The organism is Fibrella musci (genome assembly GCF_041321105.1).
Taxonomy (GTDB): Bacteria; Bacteroidota; Bacteroidia; order Cytophagales; family Spirosomataceae; genus Fibrella; species Fibrella musci.
The window spans coordinates 319,952-339,251 of record NZ_JBGGWD010000004.1; the positions used below are offsets into that span (position 1 = coordinate 319,952).

Below are 19,300 nucleotides of genomic sequence, written 5' to 3' on the forward strand. Positions count from 1 at the left end.
TTACGTGTTTTCCTGCCTTCTGCTAAATTTCTGGTTACGTTTGCGTAATGCACGCGCTCTAGCTACTCGAATCCAATCATATTAAGGGGTTAAACAAAATCATACTCCTTCTATGAAACGAGCGTTACGGATCGTCGGCGTTCTGCTACTTGGATTGATTGTCGTGGCTGGTGCCGGATTGGCCTACGTAAAGTGGGCATTACCGAATGTGGGGGAAGCTCCCCAACTGACTATTCAAGCCGATTCGGCGCAGATCGCTCACGGGCGCTACCTGGCCAAGCACGTTGCTCTTTGCGTAGACTGCCACTCGACTCGTGACTGGACAAAGCTGAACGGCCCGATGGTGGCTGGCACGGAAGGCAAAGGCGGCGAAGGCTTCCTGCGCACAATGGGCTTTCCCGGCAACTTCTACGCTCGCAACATCACCCCGGCTCACCTTGGCGACTGGACCGACGGCGAACTCTACCGGGCAATCACGACAGGTGTGAGCCGCGACGGCCGGGCGCTGTTTCCGGTGATGCCCTACCTCAACTACGCCCGCATGGACCCCCGCGATATCAAGGCGATTATTGCCTATGTCCGCTCGCTGCAACCCATCAAAAACCCCTCGATTCCGGCGCCTGAGGTCGATTTTCCGGTCAATTTTATCCTGAATACCATGCCTAAGCCGGCTGAACCCGGCACCCGCCCCGACCCGTCGGATAAGCTGGCTTACGGTCGCTACCTGACCACCTTCGCCAGTTGTTCAGATTGCCACACACCCGTGGATGGGCAGGGGCAACCCTTGCCGGGGAAATTTATGGCGGGTGGGCGCGAATTCCCGATGCCCGGCGGCACGGTGCGGTCGGCCAACTTGACTCCCGACCACACCGGTTTGATGCACTATACGGAAGATGCCTTCGTGGCTAAGTTCAAGGGCTACGCTGACCCGGCTACCCAACGCGTAAGTGTCGGCGAAGATGGCTATAACTCGATCATGCCCTGGGCTATGTATGCGGGCATGACCGAGTCGGATTTGCGGGCGATCTATACGTACCTGAAGACCCTGACGCCAGTGCCGAACACGGTAACGAAGTTTACCCCTAAAGCCAACGAGCTGGCGGCTCGTTGATGCTGAAAAGTGGTGCGGTACAGGTACGTTGTCTAATCAAACAACGTACCTGTACCGCACCGCTTTTGGGTAGAGATTAGCTTTATAGCTTATACCGTATCTGACCAGAAGCAACGCAGCAGGCAGGTTACTGTAGTTGTCAATGAGGCAATTGATCGTATGGGTATAAAGTGGAGTAATGTCGTTGGTAGGTAGGCACAAAAAGAACGCCCGCCTCTGGTATCAGAGGCGGGCGTTCGGCAAGTGATTCAGCGTAGGGAAATACCCTTACATCTTTTTCACGTTAACAGCGTTGAGGCCTTTTTTGCCGTCAACGATGTCGTACGACACCTGATCGTTTTCACGGATCGTCAGGCCGTTCAGGCCAGTGATGTGTACAAAGATGTCTTTTTTCGACTCGTCGTCAACGATGAAGCCGAAGCCTTTGCTTTCGTTAAAGAATTTAACTACTCCTGTTTGCATGATTGTATGAGGTAAAAAACAAAAAAATGAACAAAAACACTCTTCTACAAAAAATGCTAAACAGGGGACTAAAGACGCAAAGCGGGTATTTAGTAAGAACTGCGCGCAATTTGTCAGATAGTGCAACTAATTATCCGAGGTGTTAGACTCAGAAGGACAGTACTCTAAACGACAATTTGCAAAATAGGTTCTTACAAACCCAATAAATTATACTGGAAGGTCAAAAAATAGTTGAAAACGATCCTTTTTGGTGTAAAAAGGGGGCAAAACGCGTCGAAAAGCGCTAATACGGTTCGTTAATTCTTTTCAAAATGTCGGTAACAAGAGAGTACATCGGTTATCCGAAAAGCCAATTAAACCTTCTGATCGTTGCCGTCTCTAAGGGGTATACAACACGTAACATACTGCGCAACGATGAAAACGAATTGGATTTTTGCCGCCCTTTTCTTGCTGCTCACTACCGCGTCGATGGCTCAGCCCGGTCGGCGACCTACCCCCGATTGGGGTAATGACTACCGCGAAGATGTCTTCCGCATCGAACGCCTCGACCGAATCGTCAACCTGAACGGGGGGCAAAAACGGGAGCTGTTCCGTATCGAACAGTTTTACGACCGCGAGTTTGCGCTGGCCCCGCGCTACCCTGATACCTATCGGCAGCTGATGTGGCGGAAAAGCCAAGATGTGCTGGCCGTTTTGTCGCCGCGCCAACGCGATCGGCTTTTTTCGTTTGAGCAGTACCGCATGTATGGCGGCAACCAGTACAACAATGGCAATGGCTACAACAACGGCTATGGCAATCGGGGCAATGGACAGCCCGGTTGGGGCCGCCGTTGGTAAAGGCTTTCCGATCAACTCCATTCCTACAAGTAACGAAGCCCGCTCCAGATCTGGAGCGGGCTTCGTTGGTACGTACCCAGGCACAACAAGTGCTGTTGAACGAACTTAATAGCCGGGGTTTTGCGGGAAACCAGGCGAGCCATCCGCGTTCTTTTCGGTTCGGTCGATCTGTGTCTGCGGAATCGGGCGCAGGTTGCTGGTTTCTTTCACGTTGACCGCTGCATCCGGGTTATACTTCTTCACGCGTTCCACTAGGTTACCCCAGCGCTTCAGGTCAAACCAGCGCACCTGCTCGCCAGCCAGTTCGCGGGCACGCTCCTCATAGATGGTTTCCATCGTTACGTCGGAAACGTTGAGTTCCATGGCAGCTTCTTTGCCCGGCCAGGCGGCCCGCCGACGCACCGCGTTCAGCGCTGCAGTAGCTTCAGTGGTTTTGTTCTGCTTCAGTTGGGCTTCGGCCAGAATCAGGTACGTTTCGGCGAGGCGGAAGGCCAGAAAATCGCGGCTACCCTGCTCGTAAGTCAGGTCGGGGCGAAGCGGATCGAAGAACTTCTGGAGGGTTGGGAACAGCGCCGCGTTGTAGAGGCTCGGTACCAATACCTGATACGGCTTGGCGGCCCGCTGGGCTACCGTCCATTCCACACCGGGAATGTAAATAGCCGTGTCGCCCGCCTTCAGCGTAATTTTCGCCTTACTGTTATCGAAAGATGTATTCAGGCCAGTGCCGGGGTTATTGCTCAACCAGGTGTCTTTGAACGTCTTTTTGTAGCGCGAATCGTTGATCCGATCCTTGAAAACGGTTTCGAGCAGGTACGTGGTCGGGCGCAGGCGCTTGAAGGGGCGATCATTGGCGATGTCGCGCTTCATACCGGGCTGTACGTCATACTGCATACCGAAATACAGGTGCAGCTTGTTGCCGTCGCCGTTGTTGGTATTGGCCGTATTGATGTTGGTCAGCGGGTCAGAAGTATACTGGATGGAGTAGATCACCTCGTCGTTGATTTCACCGGCCCCCTGAGCAAACACGCTGGCAAAGTCGGGCAGCAGTTTGAACCCGTAGTTGCTGATCACACTCTGCGCCAGCGTTGCGGCTTTCGCGTAGTCGTCTGATGCTTTTGCCGACGATGTCGCCTTGGTCAGGTATACGCGGGCCAGCAGGTGTTCGGCGGCCGCTTTGGTAGCCCGGCCGTAATCGCTTGCCCGGATTTTGTTGTCCAGGTCGGGAATCGCCGCTTCCAGATCGGCAACGATTGCCTTGTACATATCAGCTTCCGTAGCGCGCGAGATTTTTTTCGTGGGCCCGAGCGTTTCGGTCAGCCGCAGATCGATGCCGCCGAACAGCTGGGTCAGGATGAAATAATAATGCGCCCGCAGGAATTTCGCCTCGGCTACGCGCAGCTTTTTAGTCGCATCCGTAACGCCCGCCGTGGTCGGAGCCCTTTCGATAACGGCGTTACAGGTGTTGATACCCCGATACAGTTCTTCCCAGAGCTGTTGGATGATATCATACGAACTGTTGAGCTGGCTATCGTAGAAGTGGAAGCCTTTGTAGCTACCGTCGGCCCCGGCCTGATAGATGTCGGTGCCGTATTCGGTCATGGTCAGGCCGCGTTCGCTGGCGTAGAAGGCCCGCTGCGATGAATAAGCCGCCCGAACTGCATCCTCGAAGCCCTTGGGTGTATTGATGTAGTCATTCCCGATATTGGCAATAACTTTCTCGTCCAGGATATCCTTGCACGACTGGCCCGTCAGGAGCAGGACCGTCAGGCCTAGTACCCGAACACTATTGGTGATGATGTTTGCTTTCATTGGAAAAAAGAAGTCTTCGTGTGAGGCGAATCAGAATTTAACGTTCAGACCAACGGTGGCCACGCGGGTAGCCGGCACGAAGCCATTGTCGACCGTACCGTTCGTCGATTCGGGGTCTACCCCGTTGTACTTCGTGCGATACGTCGAGAAGATGAACGGTTGCTGAATGCTCGAGTATAACCGCAGCGACTGAAGGCCTAAGCGCTGTACCAGACCACCCGACGGGAAAGTGTAACCGAAATTGATGTTCCGCACCTTTACGAATGAACCGTCGAAGTAGATCAGCGCCGTGTTATACAGCGGGAACTCCTGGTTGGCGTTAGGGCGCGGGAACTCGTTGGTCGGGTTGTTGGGCGTCCAGTAATCGACTTTGATTTGCTGGTAGCGGCCCGCCAGTGCGTTGTTGTTCTGGTGGAAACCACTCAGGATCGTCTGGCCAATCCGGGCGTAGACAAAGAACGACAGGTCGAATCCTTTGTAATTGAACCGGTTGGTGATACCGCCACTCCAGGTGGGAATGTCAGAGCCCAGGAACGTCCGGTCGTTGGTAACCGAAAACTTGCCGTCGCCATCGATATCGGCCAGCTTAACCTGACCAGGCAGGAAGTTACCGTAGGCTTTGGCGGCATCGGCTTCATTCGACTGCCAGATCCCAATTTTCTTGAAATCGTAGTAGGCCGTGAGGGGCTTGCCAATGAACCACTTGTTGCCGATGTCGTCGACCGCCCCGTTATAGAGCGACAGAATGGCTTCGTTGTTCTTCGTAAACTGCAGATCGGTGCTCCATTTGAAGCCGCCCGGCGTGTTCACGTTGATGGTCGAGATGCTGATCTCAACGCCCCGGTTGCGGGTCTCGCCGATGTTACGCGTTACGGCATTGAAGCCCGTTGAGGTCGGCAGCTGATCCGACAGCAGCAGGTCGGTAGTATTGGTCTGGTAAACTTCCAGCGACCCCGACACGCGGCCGCGCCACAGGCTGAAATCGACCCCAATGTTCGATGAGGTTGACGTCTCCCATTTCAGATCGGCGTTACCAATCGTGTTGGGGCGGTATCCGTAAGCCGGGTTGTTGCCCCAGGCGTAGACCGTGCGGCCCAGCAACCCCTGCGTTTGGTAAGGGGCTACACCCTGGTTACCTACGGCACCCCGGCTCACGCGCAGTTTCAGCAGGTCGACCCAGGTGGCACCTTTCATGAAATCTTCGTTATTGATATTCCAGCCCAACGCAATACCGGGGAAGTTACCATACTTGGTGTTCTCGCCGAATCGGCTCGATCCATCCCGGCGCAACGTGGCGGTAATCAGGTACTTGTCTTTATAGTCGTAGTTGATACGACCCATATACGAGTTGATCGTCCACTGAATGAGGTTACTGCCAACACCCAATACCGAGCTGGCGTTACCCGCGTTGTAGAACGACTGCGACTCGGCCGGAATACCCTGTACGTTGATATTGTTGGTCTCGAAGTTGTCGCGCTGAATCGACTGAAGCGCCGTAACATTCAGGTTATGGCCTTTGCCAAAAGTCTTGGTATAGGTCAGGATGTTTTCGAGCGTATAGTTGAACCCAAACGACGTGTTGAACTCACCCTGCGGGTCGCCGCCTTTGCGAGCATTGGTTTGTGCACCAATGAACCGGCCGTAGCGCTGAAGCGTGAAGTCGGGACCGAAGTTCACCCGGTATTTCAACCCGTCGAAGATATTGGCCTCGATGTAAAGGCTGTTGTAAATCCGGTACTTCTTCCGTTCCTGGATCTGCGCGCCCGGCGTAATTTCCGCCAGCGGGTTAGTCAACAGGGCGTCGTTGGTGGGGAAGAAGATCATGTTGCCGTTGTCGTCGAAGGGGCGACCCAGCGGGTTCTGTTGCAGCGTAAAGCTGTACGGGTTCAGGCTCTCGCCATTCCGCAGGCTATACATCAGGTACGACGACAGGCCCACCCGGAACGTTTTATTGATTTGGTGGTCAACGTTGGCGCGCAATGAGTAGCGGGTGTAGTCGAGGCCGGGAATAATGCCTTTATCCTGGAAATAACCGGCCGAGATGTAAAACTGCGTTTTTTCGTTGCCGCCCTGAACGCCCAACGAGTGGTTCTGCTGGAAGCCCTGCTTCAGGATCAACGACTGGTAGTCGGTGCTGCGCCCAGCGGCAATACCAGCGGCCACGTTAGGGTCGCCACCCAATACCGAAATCTTCGCATCGGCTACCGGGTCAGATTGGCCCGTTGGTACTACTTGTCCGGCTGCGTTGGTGTATTGGCCCGTGGTGCGATAGGCTTCCCGAACAAACTCGGTAAACTCAGCCCCGTTGAACAGCTTGATCTTATCCAGTGGGTCAGTAACACCCACGTAGTTGTCGTAGCTGATGGTCGTTTTGTTGTTTGTGTTGCCGCGTTTGGTCGAAATCAGCACCACGCCGTTGGCACCCCGCGCCCCGTAAATCGCCGTGGCGGTGGCGTCTTTCAGGATTTCCATTGAGGCTACGTCGTTGGGGTTGAAATCTTCATACCCCGCCGAGAGCGGAATCCCGTCGACTACGTAAAGCGGATCGTTACCGGCGTTAAACGACCGGCGACCACGTACCCGAATGGTGGGCACCGTACCCGGCCGGCTCCCCGACTGCGCTACGTCGACACCCGCCACGCGGCCCTGCAAGGCTTGCCCGAGGTTAGTGATGGGCATCTCGGTAATCTGCTTGGCACTAACCGACGAGATAGCCCCCGTTGTCTGACTTTTCTTTTGCGTACCATACCCCACCACGATCACTTCCTGCAAGGCGCGCTCATCGGATTTCAGCGTCAGGTCGACGGTTGAACGGCTCCCTACGGCCACTTCCTGCGAGAGAAAACCGAGCGACGAAATGACCAGCGTGGCCTGATCGTTGGGTACGTTGATGCGGTACGTTCCGTTGGCGTCGGTCGACGTACCCCGCGATGTACCTTTTACGGTTACGTTGGCGCCCGGTAGCGGTGACTGATCGTCGCCCGACAGGATTCGGCCAGTTACCGTGCGTTCCTGGGCGTAGGCCCGGCTAAAGGGGCTGCTGACCAGCCAGAGTAAGACACACCATACCAACAAATGCCGATGGTATGGGCGTGTTGGAAACTGTGTAAAAACGTGCTTCATAGGAAATTAGCGATTAGGTTTGGAATAAATAGCACTCGGTAATTATCAGGTACGTACTCTCGGGTAATGCGTTGCTTAGCGAAGGGCGTCGTCGCGGTGGGTGGCGTAGGCCTGTTTGTAATCAAGGCCACGTACCTGCGAGGCCACGTAGCGAATGCCCTGAAACAAATGCCGCACAAACGTGGGCTCGTTATAATCTTCCTTGGCGTGGCCCAGCGCCGTGCACCAGGTGTAACCGCCATCGAACTGGTAAAACCAGGCGGCCGGATAGAGCGCGGTGTAGGAACCCGCTGCGTTCTTGATTTTCTGGGCCTCGGTGGTGTCGAGTGAGGTCAGATCATGCGCCAGCAGGGTCGTTGGCCCCGGCGACATCTCTTTCATGAAATAGCACTCGTCTTCGCGCTGCCAGGTTTTGGGTAAGCCCTCCATACTGGGGTGACGCGCGTCGATCAGCTGGAGGCGGTACGGTTGCCGCTTGGGGTGCCACAAAAATGACCCACCGAGCATTCGTTTGAACCACGCCCAGTTGCGCTCGGTCCCGATTACCGAATGAACGCCAACAAAGCCACCCCCGGCCTCGATATAGCGCCGGAAAGCGAGCCGCTGCTCGTCGGTATCGAAGACGTCGTTATTGGTGCTGGGGAAGATCAACAGCGTGAACCGCCGCAGATTTTGTTCCGTAAACACCGTTGGCTGATCAGACACCTCGACTGCGAAGCCGTGTTCGCGGCCTAACTGCTGAAAACGGGCTACCGCCGTCGGGATGTTGTCGTGTACGTAGCCTTTACCGTTTTTGGTGAATACCAGCACACGTACCTTCTTCCAGTTTACGCCATTATCGGCATGGCCCAAACGGGTAAGTAGGCACAGGGTTACAAAGAGGGTAAAACGAAGCATGCGATGGAATAGGGGAGGTCGGCACGATGGCGTTACACTTTCACGTCGGATGCCTGCTTCTGCGCCTTTAAGGCCAGTTCCGTTGCCAGGAAACAGTGGGCCTGCGTCATGGCAGTTTCGGTCCGGTTCAGCACGTCGTCGATCAGCTGCCGCCCGAAGGGTAAATCTCCCTGACTACAGTCGACGTAGCGCGTCTCTTTCTGATCGACCAGAAACAGGTGCTCGCCATTGGGCCGCCCCGCCACATCGACATACTTCCGCAGTTCGATATAGCCATCGGTGCCCAGAATCGTCAGGCGACCATCGCCCCAGGTGCTTAGCCCGTTGGGCGTAAACCAGTCGAGCCGAACGTACCCGGTACCGCCATTTCCGCGCAGCATCATATCACCAAAATCCTGAAAATTAGGGTACTGCGGGTGGTTGACGTTACGTACCTGCGAGGCTACGACGCCCGCTTCGGTCGAGCCGGTGAAAAACAGGAACTGCTCGCACTGATGCGCGCCAATGTCGCACAGGATACCCCCGAACCGTTTTTTGTCGAAAAACCAGTCAGGCCGTGGGTTCAGGCCGATGCGGTGCGGCCCCAGCCCAATCGTCTGAATGACTTTACCAATAGCGCCGGCCTTCACCAATTCGCCCGCCCGCACCGTGGCGCGCACGTCGAAATGCTCGCTGTAGCTGATCGAGTAAATGCGCTTGGTTTCTTTCTGAACGCGACGCACTTCGGCCAGTTGTTCGAGCGAGGTAATGCCCGGTTTGTCGGCCAGGTAATCTTGCCCGGCCTTCATCACCCGGATACCCAGCGGCGCGCGCTCGTCGGGAATGGCTGCGCTGAGAATCAGCTGAATCTGCGAGTTGCCAACCAGCTCGTCTTCTGATTTGGCGACTTTAGCCTGCGGGTATTTTTTAGTGTAAGCCGCCAGCAAATCCGGCTCTTTGGCGTAGACACCGACCAGCTCACCACCACCGCGTAGCACGGCTTCGGTCATGCCATAGATGTGCGGGTGGTTGAGGCCAACGGCGGCGAATTTGAGGCGCCCCGCCGTAACAGGTATAGACACAGGCTGAAGCGTTTCGTGCCGAACGGACTGGTGGCCAAAAGCAGGAGCGTCGAGCGCCGAAAACGCGGTCAACCCCGCTGTAGCAGCGAGCGATTCGCGCAGAAACCGGCGACGGTTAGCATTCGAGGAGGGCATATAGGTCTAGGTTGTATAGGAAAAAGAGGTAAGCTCAATCGGCAAAACCAATTCGGCGCTGAATCGGCAGATTACTTGGCTTTGGCCAGCGTGGGGACAGCGTAGGCTGCCCGTTGGGGGCGCGATAGCAGGGCGTTGGCTTCGGGGTCGTTTTTAAACTGCTCACGGGCCGGATCCCAATACAGCTTACGTTTCAGCTTCATGGTGGCATGATGAAGCAGACAGGCCGAACAAGACCGGTGCCCAACTTCGATCGGTGCAATGGGCTGCTGCCGACTCCGAATGCTTTCCAGCCAGTTGCCATGCTGATCGTCGCTGACGGGCAGATGCACCTCGTTAGGCCCCAGTTTCGACGTCAGGAGGCGGGGATCACTGGCGTCTAGTGCTTTTGTGTTTCCCTCCTTGGCGACGGGGTCACTGGCGGTGGCGGTATAGTTGCCCCGCGTAACGAAAATCCAACCCTCGGTGCCTTCAAACCGAATGCCGTTGGGCAATTCGTTGCTGACGACCATGTGTACCCCGTTGGCATAATTAGCTTCGGTACGGAAAATGCCGTGCACATCCCACAGGCCGCTCGTGGGGAATTGGGCTGTCCCCCAGATTTCAACGGGGCCCGTCCGTTCGGTGTCCATAGCCCAGTGGGCCGAGTCGATGTGGTGCGATCCCCAGCCGGTAATCATGCCGGCACCAAACTGCTCGCAACGGAGCCAGCCGGGGCGGTCGTAGTCGGCTTGTGGGTGCACCCGTTTTTCGGTGTAATAGACCTCCGGCGTAGTCCCGAGCCACATATCGTAGTTCAACGTGGCGGGCACCGGCATCGCCGGTTCGTCATTGCCCGAGGGGTCGCCTGGTAGTCCCACATAAACGGTTTTCAACTGACCAATCCGCCCGTTACGCACCAATTCAGCGGCAATCCTGAACTGGGCCCACGACCGCTGTTGGCTACCGACCTGATAGATTCGATTGGTTGCCTGCACAGCATTGCTCAGCGCACGCCCTTCCGAGATCGTCAGCGAAGCGGGCTTCTGCATATACACATCTTTCCCCGCCTGCACGGCTGCCATCCCGATGGGGGCGTGCCAGTGGTCGGGTGTGCTGATGAGCACAGCGTCGATATCTTTGTTTTGCAGCAGCTCGCGGTAGTCGCCGTAGGTACGTACCCCGTCGTAGGGCTTACCTTCCTTCTTGCTATAATACTCGTTGATCAGCTTCTTGGCATCCTGCACCCGGCGGCTATCTACATCACAAACGGCAACGATACGAGCCGTGTCGTACTTCCAGACGCCGGGCATATCGTGGCCCCGCGAAATGCGCCCCGTGCCGATAGCCCCTATGTTGATGCGGTTACTTGGAGCATTTTTACCAAAAACAGAAGCGGGAACGATGGTGGGAAACCCCATTAATAACGTACCCGAAGCGGCCGTTTGTGCGGCTTTTTGGAGAAAAAGCCGCCTTGATACCTGTGACTGATTTGGCATACGAGTGCGCTAGAAAGAAAGGTTAGTCAGCAATAGAGCACAAACACAAGATAATTTACTGAAAATTTTGACTTTTTTTAATTTGGGGCTTCGTCAACGGTTCGCTCTATTTCACCCAATTGCATAACTACTCAAGCTGGTGGGGGTAATCGGGGGGGCGAGTTGCCTTTACCAGCAAAACAAACGACGTATGAAACACCTGATTCTGCTAGTATCGGTAGCCTTGCTGGCAGCCTGCGCTGGGTCTAAACAAACCGCATCGACCGATGAAAAAGGCTGGCAACGCCTCTTCGACGGCAAAACCCTGACTGGCTGGAAAGTAGCCGAAAACCCGGCCACGTTCAGCGTGCAGGATGGGGCTATCGTAGTATTTGGCCCACGGGCGCACCTCTTCTATGACGGGCCGGTCGGCAACCACGATTTTACCAACTTTGAATGGAAAGCCACGGTAAAAACGGCGCCCGGCTCCAATTCGGGCATGTTTATCCACACTGCTTACCAGGATACCGGCTGGCCGGCGCAGGGCTACGAAATCCAGGTAAACCAAACCCACTCCGACTGGCGCAAAACGGGTAGCGTTTACTCGTTTCAGGATGTGAAAGAGGTATTCGTGAAAGACGATGAATGGTATACCGAACAGATTACTGTGCAGGGCAAAAAGGTCACGGTACGCATCAACGGCAAGGTGATCAACGAATATACCGAACCCGATAACCTGGACCGGAAAGGGGGCGATGCCCAACACCGCCTGAGTCACGGCACCGTCGCCTTGCAGGGCCACGACCCCAAAAGCAAAGTGATGTATAAAGACGTGATGATCCGGCAGCTGTAATCCAACGCGAAGACCGCAAAGGTTTAACGCAAAGGGCGCGAAGGAATTAACTCTTCGCGCCCTTTGCGTTAAATCTTTGCGGTCTTCGCGTTCACCTATACTAATGCTGCCTCGGGTTCGGCTACCGGTTTCACCTCGACGCGTGGCGGGAGTAGTTTGTACAGTACCGGTGTCACCACCCGCGAGAGTAACGTACTGGACACCAGTCCGCCGATGAGTACCCAGGCCAGGGGGCTGTAGAGCGGGTTATTCTCAATGGCCAGCGGAATCAGGCCTCCAATGGCTGTTAGCGACGTCAGCACGATTGGCACAAACCGAACCTCGCCCGCTTCCTGAATGGCCTCGTCGAGCGGAATGCCCTGCTCGCGCAACTGATTGGTGAAATCGACCAGCAGAATGGAGTTTTTGACTTCGATACCGATTAGCGCGATCAGGCCGATTACGGCGACAAAGGAGAAAGGGTTGCCCGTGAGCAGCAGCGCCACAATGGCCCCTATAATACCCAACGGAATCACCGACAGCACAATCAGCGAGCTTTTAAAGGTCCCAAATTCCAGAATCAGCACGGCCAGGAAGCCAAATGCCGTGATCAGGATGATGGTGCCCAGCCCACCGAACGACTTTTCGCGGCTTTCCAGCTCCCCGGCGGCTTTGTAGGTGAAGCCTTTCGGGAAGGTCATTTTGCCCAGTTTGGTCAGTACGTCGGTAAAGACGTTGTCGACCAGATAACCTGTTTTGACAAAACCCGTGATGGTTACGTAGCGGTCTTTATCATAATGCAAAATCTGGTTGGTACCCGATTCGAACTGCAAATCGGCAATTTGCCGTAGCGGTACGGCGCCACCTGCCAGCGTATTGATATACAGGTTGTTCAGCGCGCTTTGGTCGGTTGAAGCGCCTTTGGGCAAGGTTACGTTGATCGTGTAATCATCGGATGTTTCGGGATCTTTGAACGTACCTACGTTGAGCCCGGCCACCGCCAGCCGGATGGTGCGGTTCACGTCGGCGATAGACAGACCCAGCAAGCCCGCCTTCTCTTTGTTGATTTTTACGCGCAGGTCGGTGCGTCGCGTCGCCAGCGGGTTGTTTATGTAGAGCAAACCCGGTGTCTGGCGGAAAACGGCCTCGACCCGCGCGGCCTGGGTACGTAGCGAGTCCAGGTTTTCACCGAAGACCCGGACCGCCACCGGCGCCTCCTGCGCGGGTCCCTGCTCAAAGTCTTTCACCTCGATTTTGGCGTTAGGATAGCTGGCCAGGCGCTCGCGCAGGCGGTCGATAATCACCCGTTTCTGATCGGGGCGTGTGTCGGGTTGCAATTGTACCAGCACCTGCGCAAAATTGGGCGACTCGCTCCGCTGCACAATGTTATAATAGATGCGCGGGTTACCCCTGCCCACGTTGCTGGTGAAATACTGAATTGTCGGTTCGCGCTTTAGTACGCTTTCCACAAAGCGCGTGACCGTGTTGGTTTCCGACAGATTACTGCCATCCCCTGTTTCGATATTGACCAAAAATTGTGGTTTCTCCGAAGCCGGAAAGAGCGCAAACCCAACCAGTTTGAATAACGAGAGCGACCCAACGAACAAGGCAACGGCTGTCAGCAGCGTCAGTACCGGATGGCGTAGGCCCCATACCAGCAGTTTGCTATACGACGCGCCGATTACCCGCTTCAGCCCCCGCAGAAACCAGTTGCCTTCAGGGTTGTGGTTATGGCTCAACAAGCGGCTGCTCAGGAACGGCACAATCGTGAGTGACACCACCATCGACGCCAGCACGGTGGTCACCACCGCCATTGGCAGCGACCGGATGAAATCGCCGGAGCCTTCGGGCAAAAAGATGAGCGGCAGGAACGCCAGCACCAGTGTGGTGGTGCAGCCGATGACGGCGGTGGTAATCTGGCTGGTAGCCTGAATGGCGGCTTCGCGTTTGCTGTAGCCCTCGCGCAGGTAGCGTTCGATGTTTTCGACCACCACAATGCTGTCGTCGACCAGAATACCCAGCGCCACGATGAACCCAACGATGCTCAACTGATTAATGCTGAAGCCAAACGCACCGAGCAACGCCAGCCCAATAGCCAGCGAGAGCGGAATGGAGATCATCACGACGGAAGCCGCCCGGAAACCCAGCGGGAGCAGCGTGATGGAAACGAGCAGAATGGCGATCCCAAAATCCTTGGCGAAGCGCGACAGCCGTTTGCTCACGCTCGCTGCCTGATCGAAGTTCTTGGTCAGCACAATGTGCGACGGCAGTGTTTTGGCAAACTCACTAATCACAGGCCGGAGTTGCTGCCCCACTTTTTCGATGTTGGCCCCCGTCTTTTGCGCGGCCGTGACCAGCACCGCGCGGTGGCCGTTCAGGCGCGTCAGGTACGTTGCTTCTTCGTAATTGAGCGCTACGTCGGCAATGTCGCGGAGGTAGATGGTCTTCTGCCCGTTGGTCAACACGATGGTGTTCCGAATGTCGTCGAGCGACTGGTAATCGCCGCTGGTTTTGACGTTGAATTTACGGGTGCCCGCCAGCAGGCTCCCCGCCGGGATATTGAGGTTTTCGGCCTGTAACGCACCCAACACCCGGTTGACGGCGATGCCCGCCTGCGCCATCTTCTCGATGTTGAGCGACACCCGTACCGTGGTTTTGGGGAAGCCCCAACTCGCCACATTTTTCAGCGTTTTTACCTTCTCCAACTGTTCGAGCAGGCGATCGGCCTGCTCGCCCAGTTCTTTGTCGGTTGCTACTTCCGACTGCAAGGCCACCTGCACGATGCTGACGTCGGTGGGCGAAAACTTACGGATTTCGATACGGAAGATATCGGCGGGTAACTCGGCGCGGAGGGCGTTGACTTCGCGCACCATCTCCTGATACTTCTCGTCAGGATCCTGGCTGTATTCGTACTCGACCCGTGCGACCACCAGCCCATCTTCGATGCTGGTGATAACGTGGTCCATGTTGTCGAGGGCGTTGAACCGGGCCTCCACGGGGTCGGCCACGAGTTCTTCCATATCCTCGGCGTCGGTGCCGGGATACACAAAAATGACGGCGAATTGCGGGGCCGTAAACTCAGGGTCTTCGCCTCGCGGCATATTCAGCAACGAGTTGATCCCGAGGGCAAATACGGCGATGAACAGCACCAGCATAAACTGCCAGTTCTTGACGGAAAATTGAGCGAGGTTCATTTTTGATGTAAAATGAAAAATGAATGATGTATAATGAGTGCTAGCTCTGTATGCTTAGCTACGACTGACGCTTTTGGGCTTCAATACCAAGGGCTGATCGGGTCGTTTTCAAAATCGAGACATACAGTCGAATCAATTCTTCGCAGTCTGAGTAAAGTGATGCGAACATGGCTTCATCGAGGTAGTCAGTTTTATGAAGAAGTTTTAACCAGTAGGCTGTCTCACGGGCTTCCTTCAGCGCGATACCTATCTTGGCAGCAAACTCGCGTTTAGAGAAGGCACAGTCGGCTTCATTGGTATTAGCCCCAATTGACGTTCCTGCTTTTAAAACCTGAGTAGCCAGTGGTCCAATAGTAGGATGATGTTTACGAAGCCACTTATGCAGGTTGACAATCCGTATGGCGAAAGCAAAGGATTTATCGAGCACAAAATTTGGTTTGGCGGCATACTCAGTGCCGGGTTCAAATACCCAATAGGTATCAGTAGATCCAGACGTTGTGTAGGTGTGCATAGTGCGGCTTTTTCTGTATAATCAGTTTGTCTAAAGGAGCAGCAGACGACAGCTGTATTATACATTTTACACTACTCATTTTACATTCCTTCCCCTTTTACAGCAACTCGTGACTCTTCAGTTAAAAAGGCCGATCCGCTCGTAACCACCTGGTTTACTGACTGCAAGCCGCCTGTGAGTAGCACCTTGGTACCGCTGATGTAGCCGATCTGAATGGGCTGCTTACGTACCCGTTGTGGGCCTGTTGCCGCCTGTCCGTTTTCCAGCACATACACGTACCCGTCTTTGCCATTTCCTTCTACAATTGCTTCGATCGGCACCATCGCGTAGGTACGTCGTTGTGCGGGGGTAAGGGTGGCTTTGGCGAAGAGACCCGGCGCTAGTTTGGCACCGGCTGGGTTTAGCCGAATCTCGACTTCGTACAGCTTGTTCATCGGGTCGGCGGCCTGCCCTAGTTCGGTGATCGTGCCCGAAAATGACCGGTCGGGGTAGGCGTCGAGGGCTACGGTGGCCCGGTCGCCGAGTTTGAGCCGAGCCCAATCTTTGTCAGCCACGCCTACACGTACTACCCAGTCGTTGCGGCGGTTGCCCGACAGCAAGTACACGCCTGCGCCAGCGGCAATAAACTCGCCTTCGTTGACCAACTTGCGCGTAACGGTGCCATCTACCGACGCCCGAATCTGGGCATACCCCCGGTTAAACTGAGCAATCGTCAGATTCTGTCGCGCCACGTTGCTGCCCGTGGTGGCGTTCTGGAGCTGTTCAAGCGTAGCGGCGGTATCGGCATACAGTTTTTTGACCCGCGCCAGATCGCGCTCGGCTTTTTCCTGCCCGAGTTGGGCCTGCGACACCTGCGCGTCGATTTCGGTCAGGTTGAGCGTGGCGAGCAGTTGCCCTTTGCGCACCGACTGCCCTTCGTCGACGTAGAGTTTATTGATGATGCCCCCAATCTTGAACGAGAGCCGGGCTTCTTCCGACGACGACACCAACCCGGAAGCCACAACCGGTTCGGCCCGTTCAACCTGCTCGACCGTCGCCAGCCGGACGGGAATGATCGTGGCGTCGGTTACCGAGTCGGCGGCTGCTTCCTGGGTGGCCTGTTCCGTTTTACTGTGGCAGCCCCATAAGGTGGCGAGTGCAACCAGCGGAATGAGTAAATAAGTCGGTTTCATGTGTATGATGGTTGTTAGAGAACTGCTGTCCAGAACGCGCAGATACTGAGCACAAGGCACAGCGGGATGTAAAAGGCTGTGTCTCTGCGGGCGAATGCGGTTTCGGTGGTGGTTTTGAAGAAGCCAACGTACCTGAAATCGCCAATGACGCGCAGGAAGAAAATACCCCCCACGCCAAGCAAACCATATTGAGTGAGCCAGTCGGGCAACGTACCTGGCAACCAGCCAAGTCGGTACAGATGCAAGACCGCCATCGCGGCTAGTCCCGCCGCCACAAACAAGGTCAGTCCACGACCAGGCAGGAAGGCCTTCTGACCGGCTTTGTCGGGGCGTTCGGGCAGGGCTGCTGCCAGGCCCCATCGACCACCGAACGCCCAGTACACGTGGATAACGCTGATAAGCAGCAATAGAACAGTGTTTATGAGTGCAGGAATCATCATCAGGGTGTTGGTTGAGGTATGGCCGTAACCCGGTCGAGGGCGGCGCGTTTGGCGAGTACATCTTCGCGGGCCAACGACTGTTGGAGTTGGGCCGTCAGGCGGTCGTTCTGGACCCGCAAAAGTTCGATGAGTAGCGCCTGTCCGTTGCGGTATTTGCTGTCGACAATCCGAAAGGTCTGCTCGGCGTTGGTGAGGCCAGCCTGCGTGGCGGTCAGGCTCTGGTTGGCAGCGTCGAGGTCGTAATAGGCCTGCAACACCTGTAGCTGAATCTGTCGTTCAACGTCGTTGATCCGATTCTGTACCGATTCGGCCTGAATTTTAGCCTGCTGAATCTTCGACCGTTTCTCATAGCCCTTGAACAGATCCCACTGTAGCCCAAGCTGTAACAGGGCATAACCCTGATTGCTGAAGGTGTAGCCAAAGCCCTGAAAGCCAGCGTTACCACCTACATACAGATTCGGGATCATGGCGTTGGCTTCGTTAAGCTTAACGGCCAATTGAGCGGCTTTCAACGACTGCCCCAACTGCGCCAGTTCCTGCCGACTCTGCACGGCTGTCTGTTGTAGATTAGGCAGCGCATCTTCGGCCAGTGGGGTAGTCTGGGCCAGTGTCGAATCGATGGCGATAGGGGCGTTCAATTCGCGATTGAGCAGGAAATTGAAATAGGCGCGGGCGGTGGCGTGGTTCTTATCGGCCGTCGCCAGCTGCTGATCGATCTTGCTAAGCTCGTAGCGGGCTTGCGTAACCACCTCTTTGGTCGCCACGTTGTTGCTCACCAGCTTCTCGTTCAGGCGCACCAGTTCGCGCAGCGTGTTGCGGGCGTTGTCGAAAATCCGCCGGGCATCGAGCGTTTGCAGGTATTGGTAGTAGGCCGTCTGAATACTGTAACGAATTTCGTTTTCGACCACTCGCTGACGGGCCTGCTGAGCCGAGAGTAAACTTTTCTGAATCAGATAATTGTATTGCAGGTCGGTGTTGTACAGCGCGTACTGCACGGTGACCTTGGTGTCGTGGAAATTGTTAGGCGCCAGCTGCTCGTTGACGTTGGCAATGTTGGTCGGGAATCGATCTTGTCCCGTCAGCTTGTTCAATGTACCGTAGACCGGATTGAGCAGATCACCCACCGGAAATTGAAGCCGACGCCCGCCCGCCGCCAGCGAATAGGTGGGGTTGAACGCCACACGTGGGTAAAACAGCGCCTTGGCCTGTGCGAGCGATTCGGCCACGCGCCTGACTTCGTAGCCTTCCTGTTTCAGCGTCAGGTTAGTGCGCAGGCCTTCCTGAACGTACCCGTCGAGGAGCGACGAAGTACCCGGCGGTGCCGGTTGTGCCCATCCCATAGACTGACAGTACAGGAGGGTGAGCAACAGGTGAATCAGTTTATTCATGATCAATGCATAGTTTATGAACAGTGTTTAGTAAGTGGGTATAGTCAAGTGTCGCTGCGATGCTGCGAAGGCCCATCACAGGCTGTTGTACTTAGTCTATAGGCCTTTTCGGAGGGTATTACAGAAAAGCGTGAAGGCTTGCTCCATCAGTTCGGCCCGGCGTTCATCGCTGAACATATTGAGTCGTTTTCGAACGAAAAGGGCTGTGTAACCGTGAATCGTGCTCCAAATCATCATAGCCGCCACTTCGGGGTCCTGCGGTTGAAAAACGCCCGCGCTGATGCATTCCTGCACCACCTGCACCAGCATGTTGAACGCAATGCGCCCTTCCGACCAAATCTCTTCCCGGCATTCGAGGGTCTCCATCGGAGCCGTTATGATGAACATCACGTCGAACAATTCCGGGTTCTCGATCGCGAAGCGGGTATATTGTTTCCCCATCGCGATCAGCTTTTCAAATGGATCGGTAATGACCAGTATCGACCGGAATTCGGTCATCAGCTTGGCAAATGCCTGCTGATGAACAGCATAGATTACCTCACTCTTATCTTTGAAATACAGGTAAATCGTAGCCGGGCTGTACTCAATCTCGTCGGCAATAGCCCGGAGGCTGAGTTTTTCGTAGCCATTCTGCACATACAGATGCTGTGCCGCGTCGATGATCCGCCGCCGCATTTCTTCTTTCTCCCGCTCTTTGCGTTCTACGATACCCATAGTTATTAATTAACGAGTCAAACATAATGAACACTGTTCAGTGAATCAAAATTGTGAGCCTGATTTTTTCGTGAACGGCTCATACAAACTGGGAACGGTAGTTGTTCCGTATCCGGGGAGCGCTCGTAACGTTCAGAACGAGCTAATCCGTATCAGG

The 19,300-nt window shown here is 55.3% G+C and carries 15 protein-coding genes; 3 read left to right on the forward strand and 12 right to left on the reverse strand.

The genetic code is table 11. The features are described from left to right. The first annotated feature begins 112 nt into the window (after positions 1-112). The gene (locus tag ACAW74_RS14530) at positions 113-1,111 is read left to right on the forward strand and encodes a c-type cytochrome (protein WP_370698928.1); all 999 of its coding nucleotides are present in this window, start codon (positions 113-115) and stop codon (positions 1,109-1,111) included. A gap of 267 nt (positions 1,112-1,378) precedes the next feature. Here ACAW74_RS14530 and ACAW74_RS14535 read toward each other — a convergent pair whose 3' ends face one another. Beyond that, a complete protein-coding gene (locus ACAW74_RS14535; protein WP_015330383.1) occupies positions 1,379-1,573 on the reverse strand; it encodes a cold-shock protein in 195 nt (64 codons plus the stop codon). Between the two features lie 414 nt (positions 1,574-1,987). Between ACAW74_RS14535 and ACAW74_RS14540 the strand changes: the two genes are divergently transcribed. Further along, positions 1,988-2,410 (forward strand): hypothetical protein, encoded by a 423-nt coding sequence (locus ACAW74_RS14540; protein ID WP_370698930.1) that lies wholly within the window; start codon positions 1,988-1,990, stop codon positions 2,408-2,410. A 105-nt stretch (positions 2,411-2,515) separates the two neighbouring features. Here ACAW74_RS14540 and ACAW74_RS14545 read toward each other — a convergent pair whose 3' ends face one another. The 5 genes from ACAW74_RS14545 to ACAW74_RS14565 all read right to left on the reverse strand — a co-directional run bounded on the left by ACAW74_RS14545 (position 2,516) and on the right by ACAW74_RS14565 (position 10,913). Next, positions 2,516-4,219: a RagB/SusD family nutrient uptake outer membrane protein gene (locus ACAW74_RS14545; RefSeq protein WP_370698931.1), complete on the reverse strand. Its 1,704-nt coding sequence runs from the start codon at positions 4,217-4,219 to the stop codon at positions 2,516-2,518. Positions 4,220-4,249: 30 nt separating this feature from the next. Beyond that, entirely contained in the window at positions 4,250-7,342 is a 3,093-nt protein-coding gene (locus tag ACAW74_RS14550) for a SusC/RagA family TonB-linked outer membrane protein (RefSeq protein ID WP_370698932.1), read from the reverse strand. Positions 7,343-7,417: 75 nt separating this feature from the next. Further along, a complete protein-coding gene (locus ACAW74_RS14555; RefSeq protein ID WP_370698933.1) occupies positions 7,418-8,239 on the reverse strand; it encodes a ThuA domain-containing protein in 822 nt (273 codons plus the stop codon). Positions 8,240-8,271: 32 nt separating this feature from the next. Further along, positions 8,272-9,435, reverse strand: coding sequence for a Gfo/Idh/MocA family protein (locus ACAW74_RS14560; protein WP_370698934.1), 1,164 nt, complete (start codon positions 9,433-9,435; stop codon positions 8,272-8,274). 71 nt (positions 9,436-9,506) lie between these two features. Then, positions 9,507-10,913, reverse strand: coding sequence for a Gfo/Idh/MocA family protein (locus tag ACAW74_RS14565; RefSeq protein WP_370698935.1), 1,407 nt, complete (start codon positions 10,911-10,913; stop codon positions 9,507-9,509). A 190-nt stretch (positions 10,914-11,103) separates the two neighbouring features. Here ACAW74_RS14565 and ACAW74_RS14570 point away from each other — a divergent pair, with 190 nt between their 5' ends. Further along, on the forward strand, positions 11,104-11,745 hold the full coding sequence (locus ACAW74_RS14570) for a 3-keto-disaccharide hydrolase (protein ID WP_370698936.1): 642 nt from the start codon (positions 11,104-11,106) through the stop codon (positions 11,743-11,745). Between the two features lie 95 nt (positions 11,746-11,840). Here ACAW74_RS14570 and ACAW74_RS14575 read toward each other — a convergent pair whose 3' ends face one another. From ACAW74_RS14575 to ACAW74_RS14600, 6 genes are all read right to left on the reverse strand, one after another. After that, a complete protein-coding gene (locus ACAW74_RS14575; RefSeq protein WP_370698937.1) occupies positions 11,841-14,918 on the reverse strand; it encodes an efflux RND transporter permease subunit in 3,078 nt (1,025 codons plus the stop codon). Positions 14,919-14,976: 58 nt separating this feature from the next. Continuing rightward, on the reverse strand, positions 14,977-15,429 hold the full coding sequence (locus tag ACAW74_RS14580) for a four helix bundle protein (RefSeq protein ID WP_370698938.1): 453 nt from the start codon (positions 15,427-15,429) through the stop codon (positions 14,977-14,979). Between the two features lie 80 nt (positions 15,430-15,509). Further along, positions 15,510-16,601, reverse strand: a complete 1,092-nt coding sequence (locus tag ACAW74_RS14585) for an efflux RND transporter periplasmic adaptor subunit (RefSeq protein WP_370698939.1) — start codon at positions 16,599-16,601, stop codon at positions 15,510-15,512. A gap of 14 nt (positions 16,602-16,615) precedes the next feature. Beyond that, a complete protein-coding gene (locus ACAW74_RS14590) occupies positions 16,616-17,041 on the reverse strand; it encodes a DUF3995 domain-containing protein (protein WP_370698940.1) in 426 nt (141 codons plus the stop codon). Then, a complete protein-coding gene (locus ACAW74_RS14595) occupies positions 17,041-18,429 on the reverse strand; it encodes a TolC family protein (protein ID WP_370698941.1) in 1,389 nt (462 codons plus the stop codon). Before ACAW74_RS14595 ends, ACAW74_RS14590 begins: the two co-directional genes overlap by 1 nt. A gap of 96 nt (positions 18,430-18,525) precedes the next feature. Next, the gene (locus ACAW74_RS14600) at positions 18,526-19,143 is read right to left on the reverse strand and encodes a TetR/AcrR family transcriptional regulator (RefSeq protein ID WP_370698942.1); all 618 of its coding nucleotides are present in this window, start codon (positions 19,141-19,143) and stop codon (positions 18,526-18,528) included. Positions 19,144-19,300: the final 157 nt, after the last annotated feature.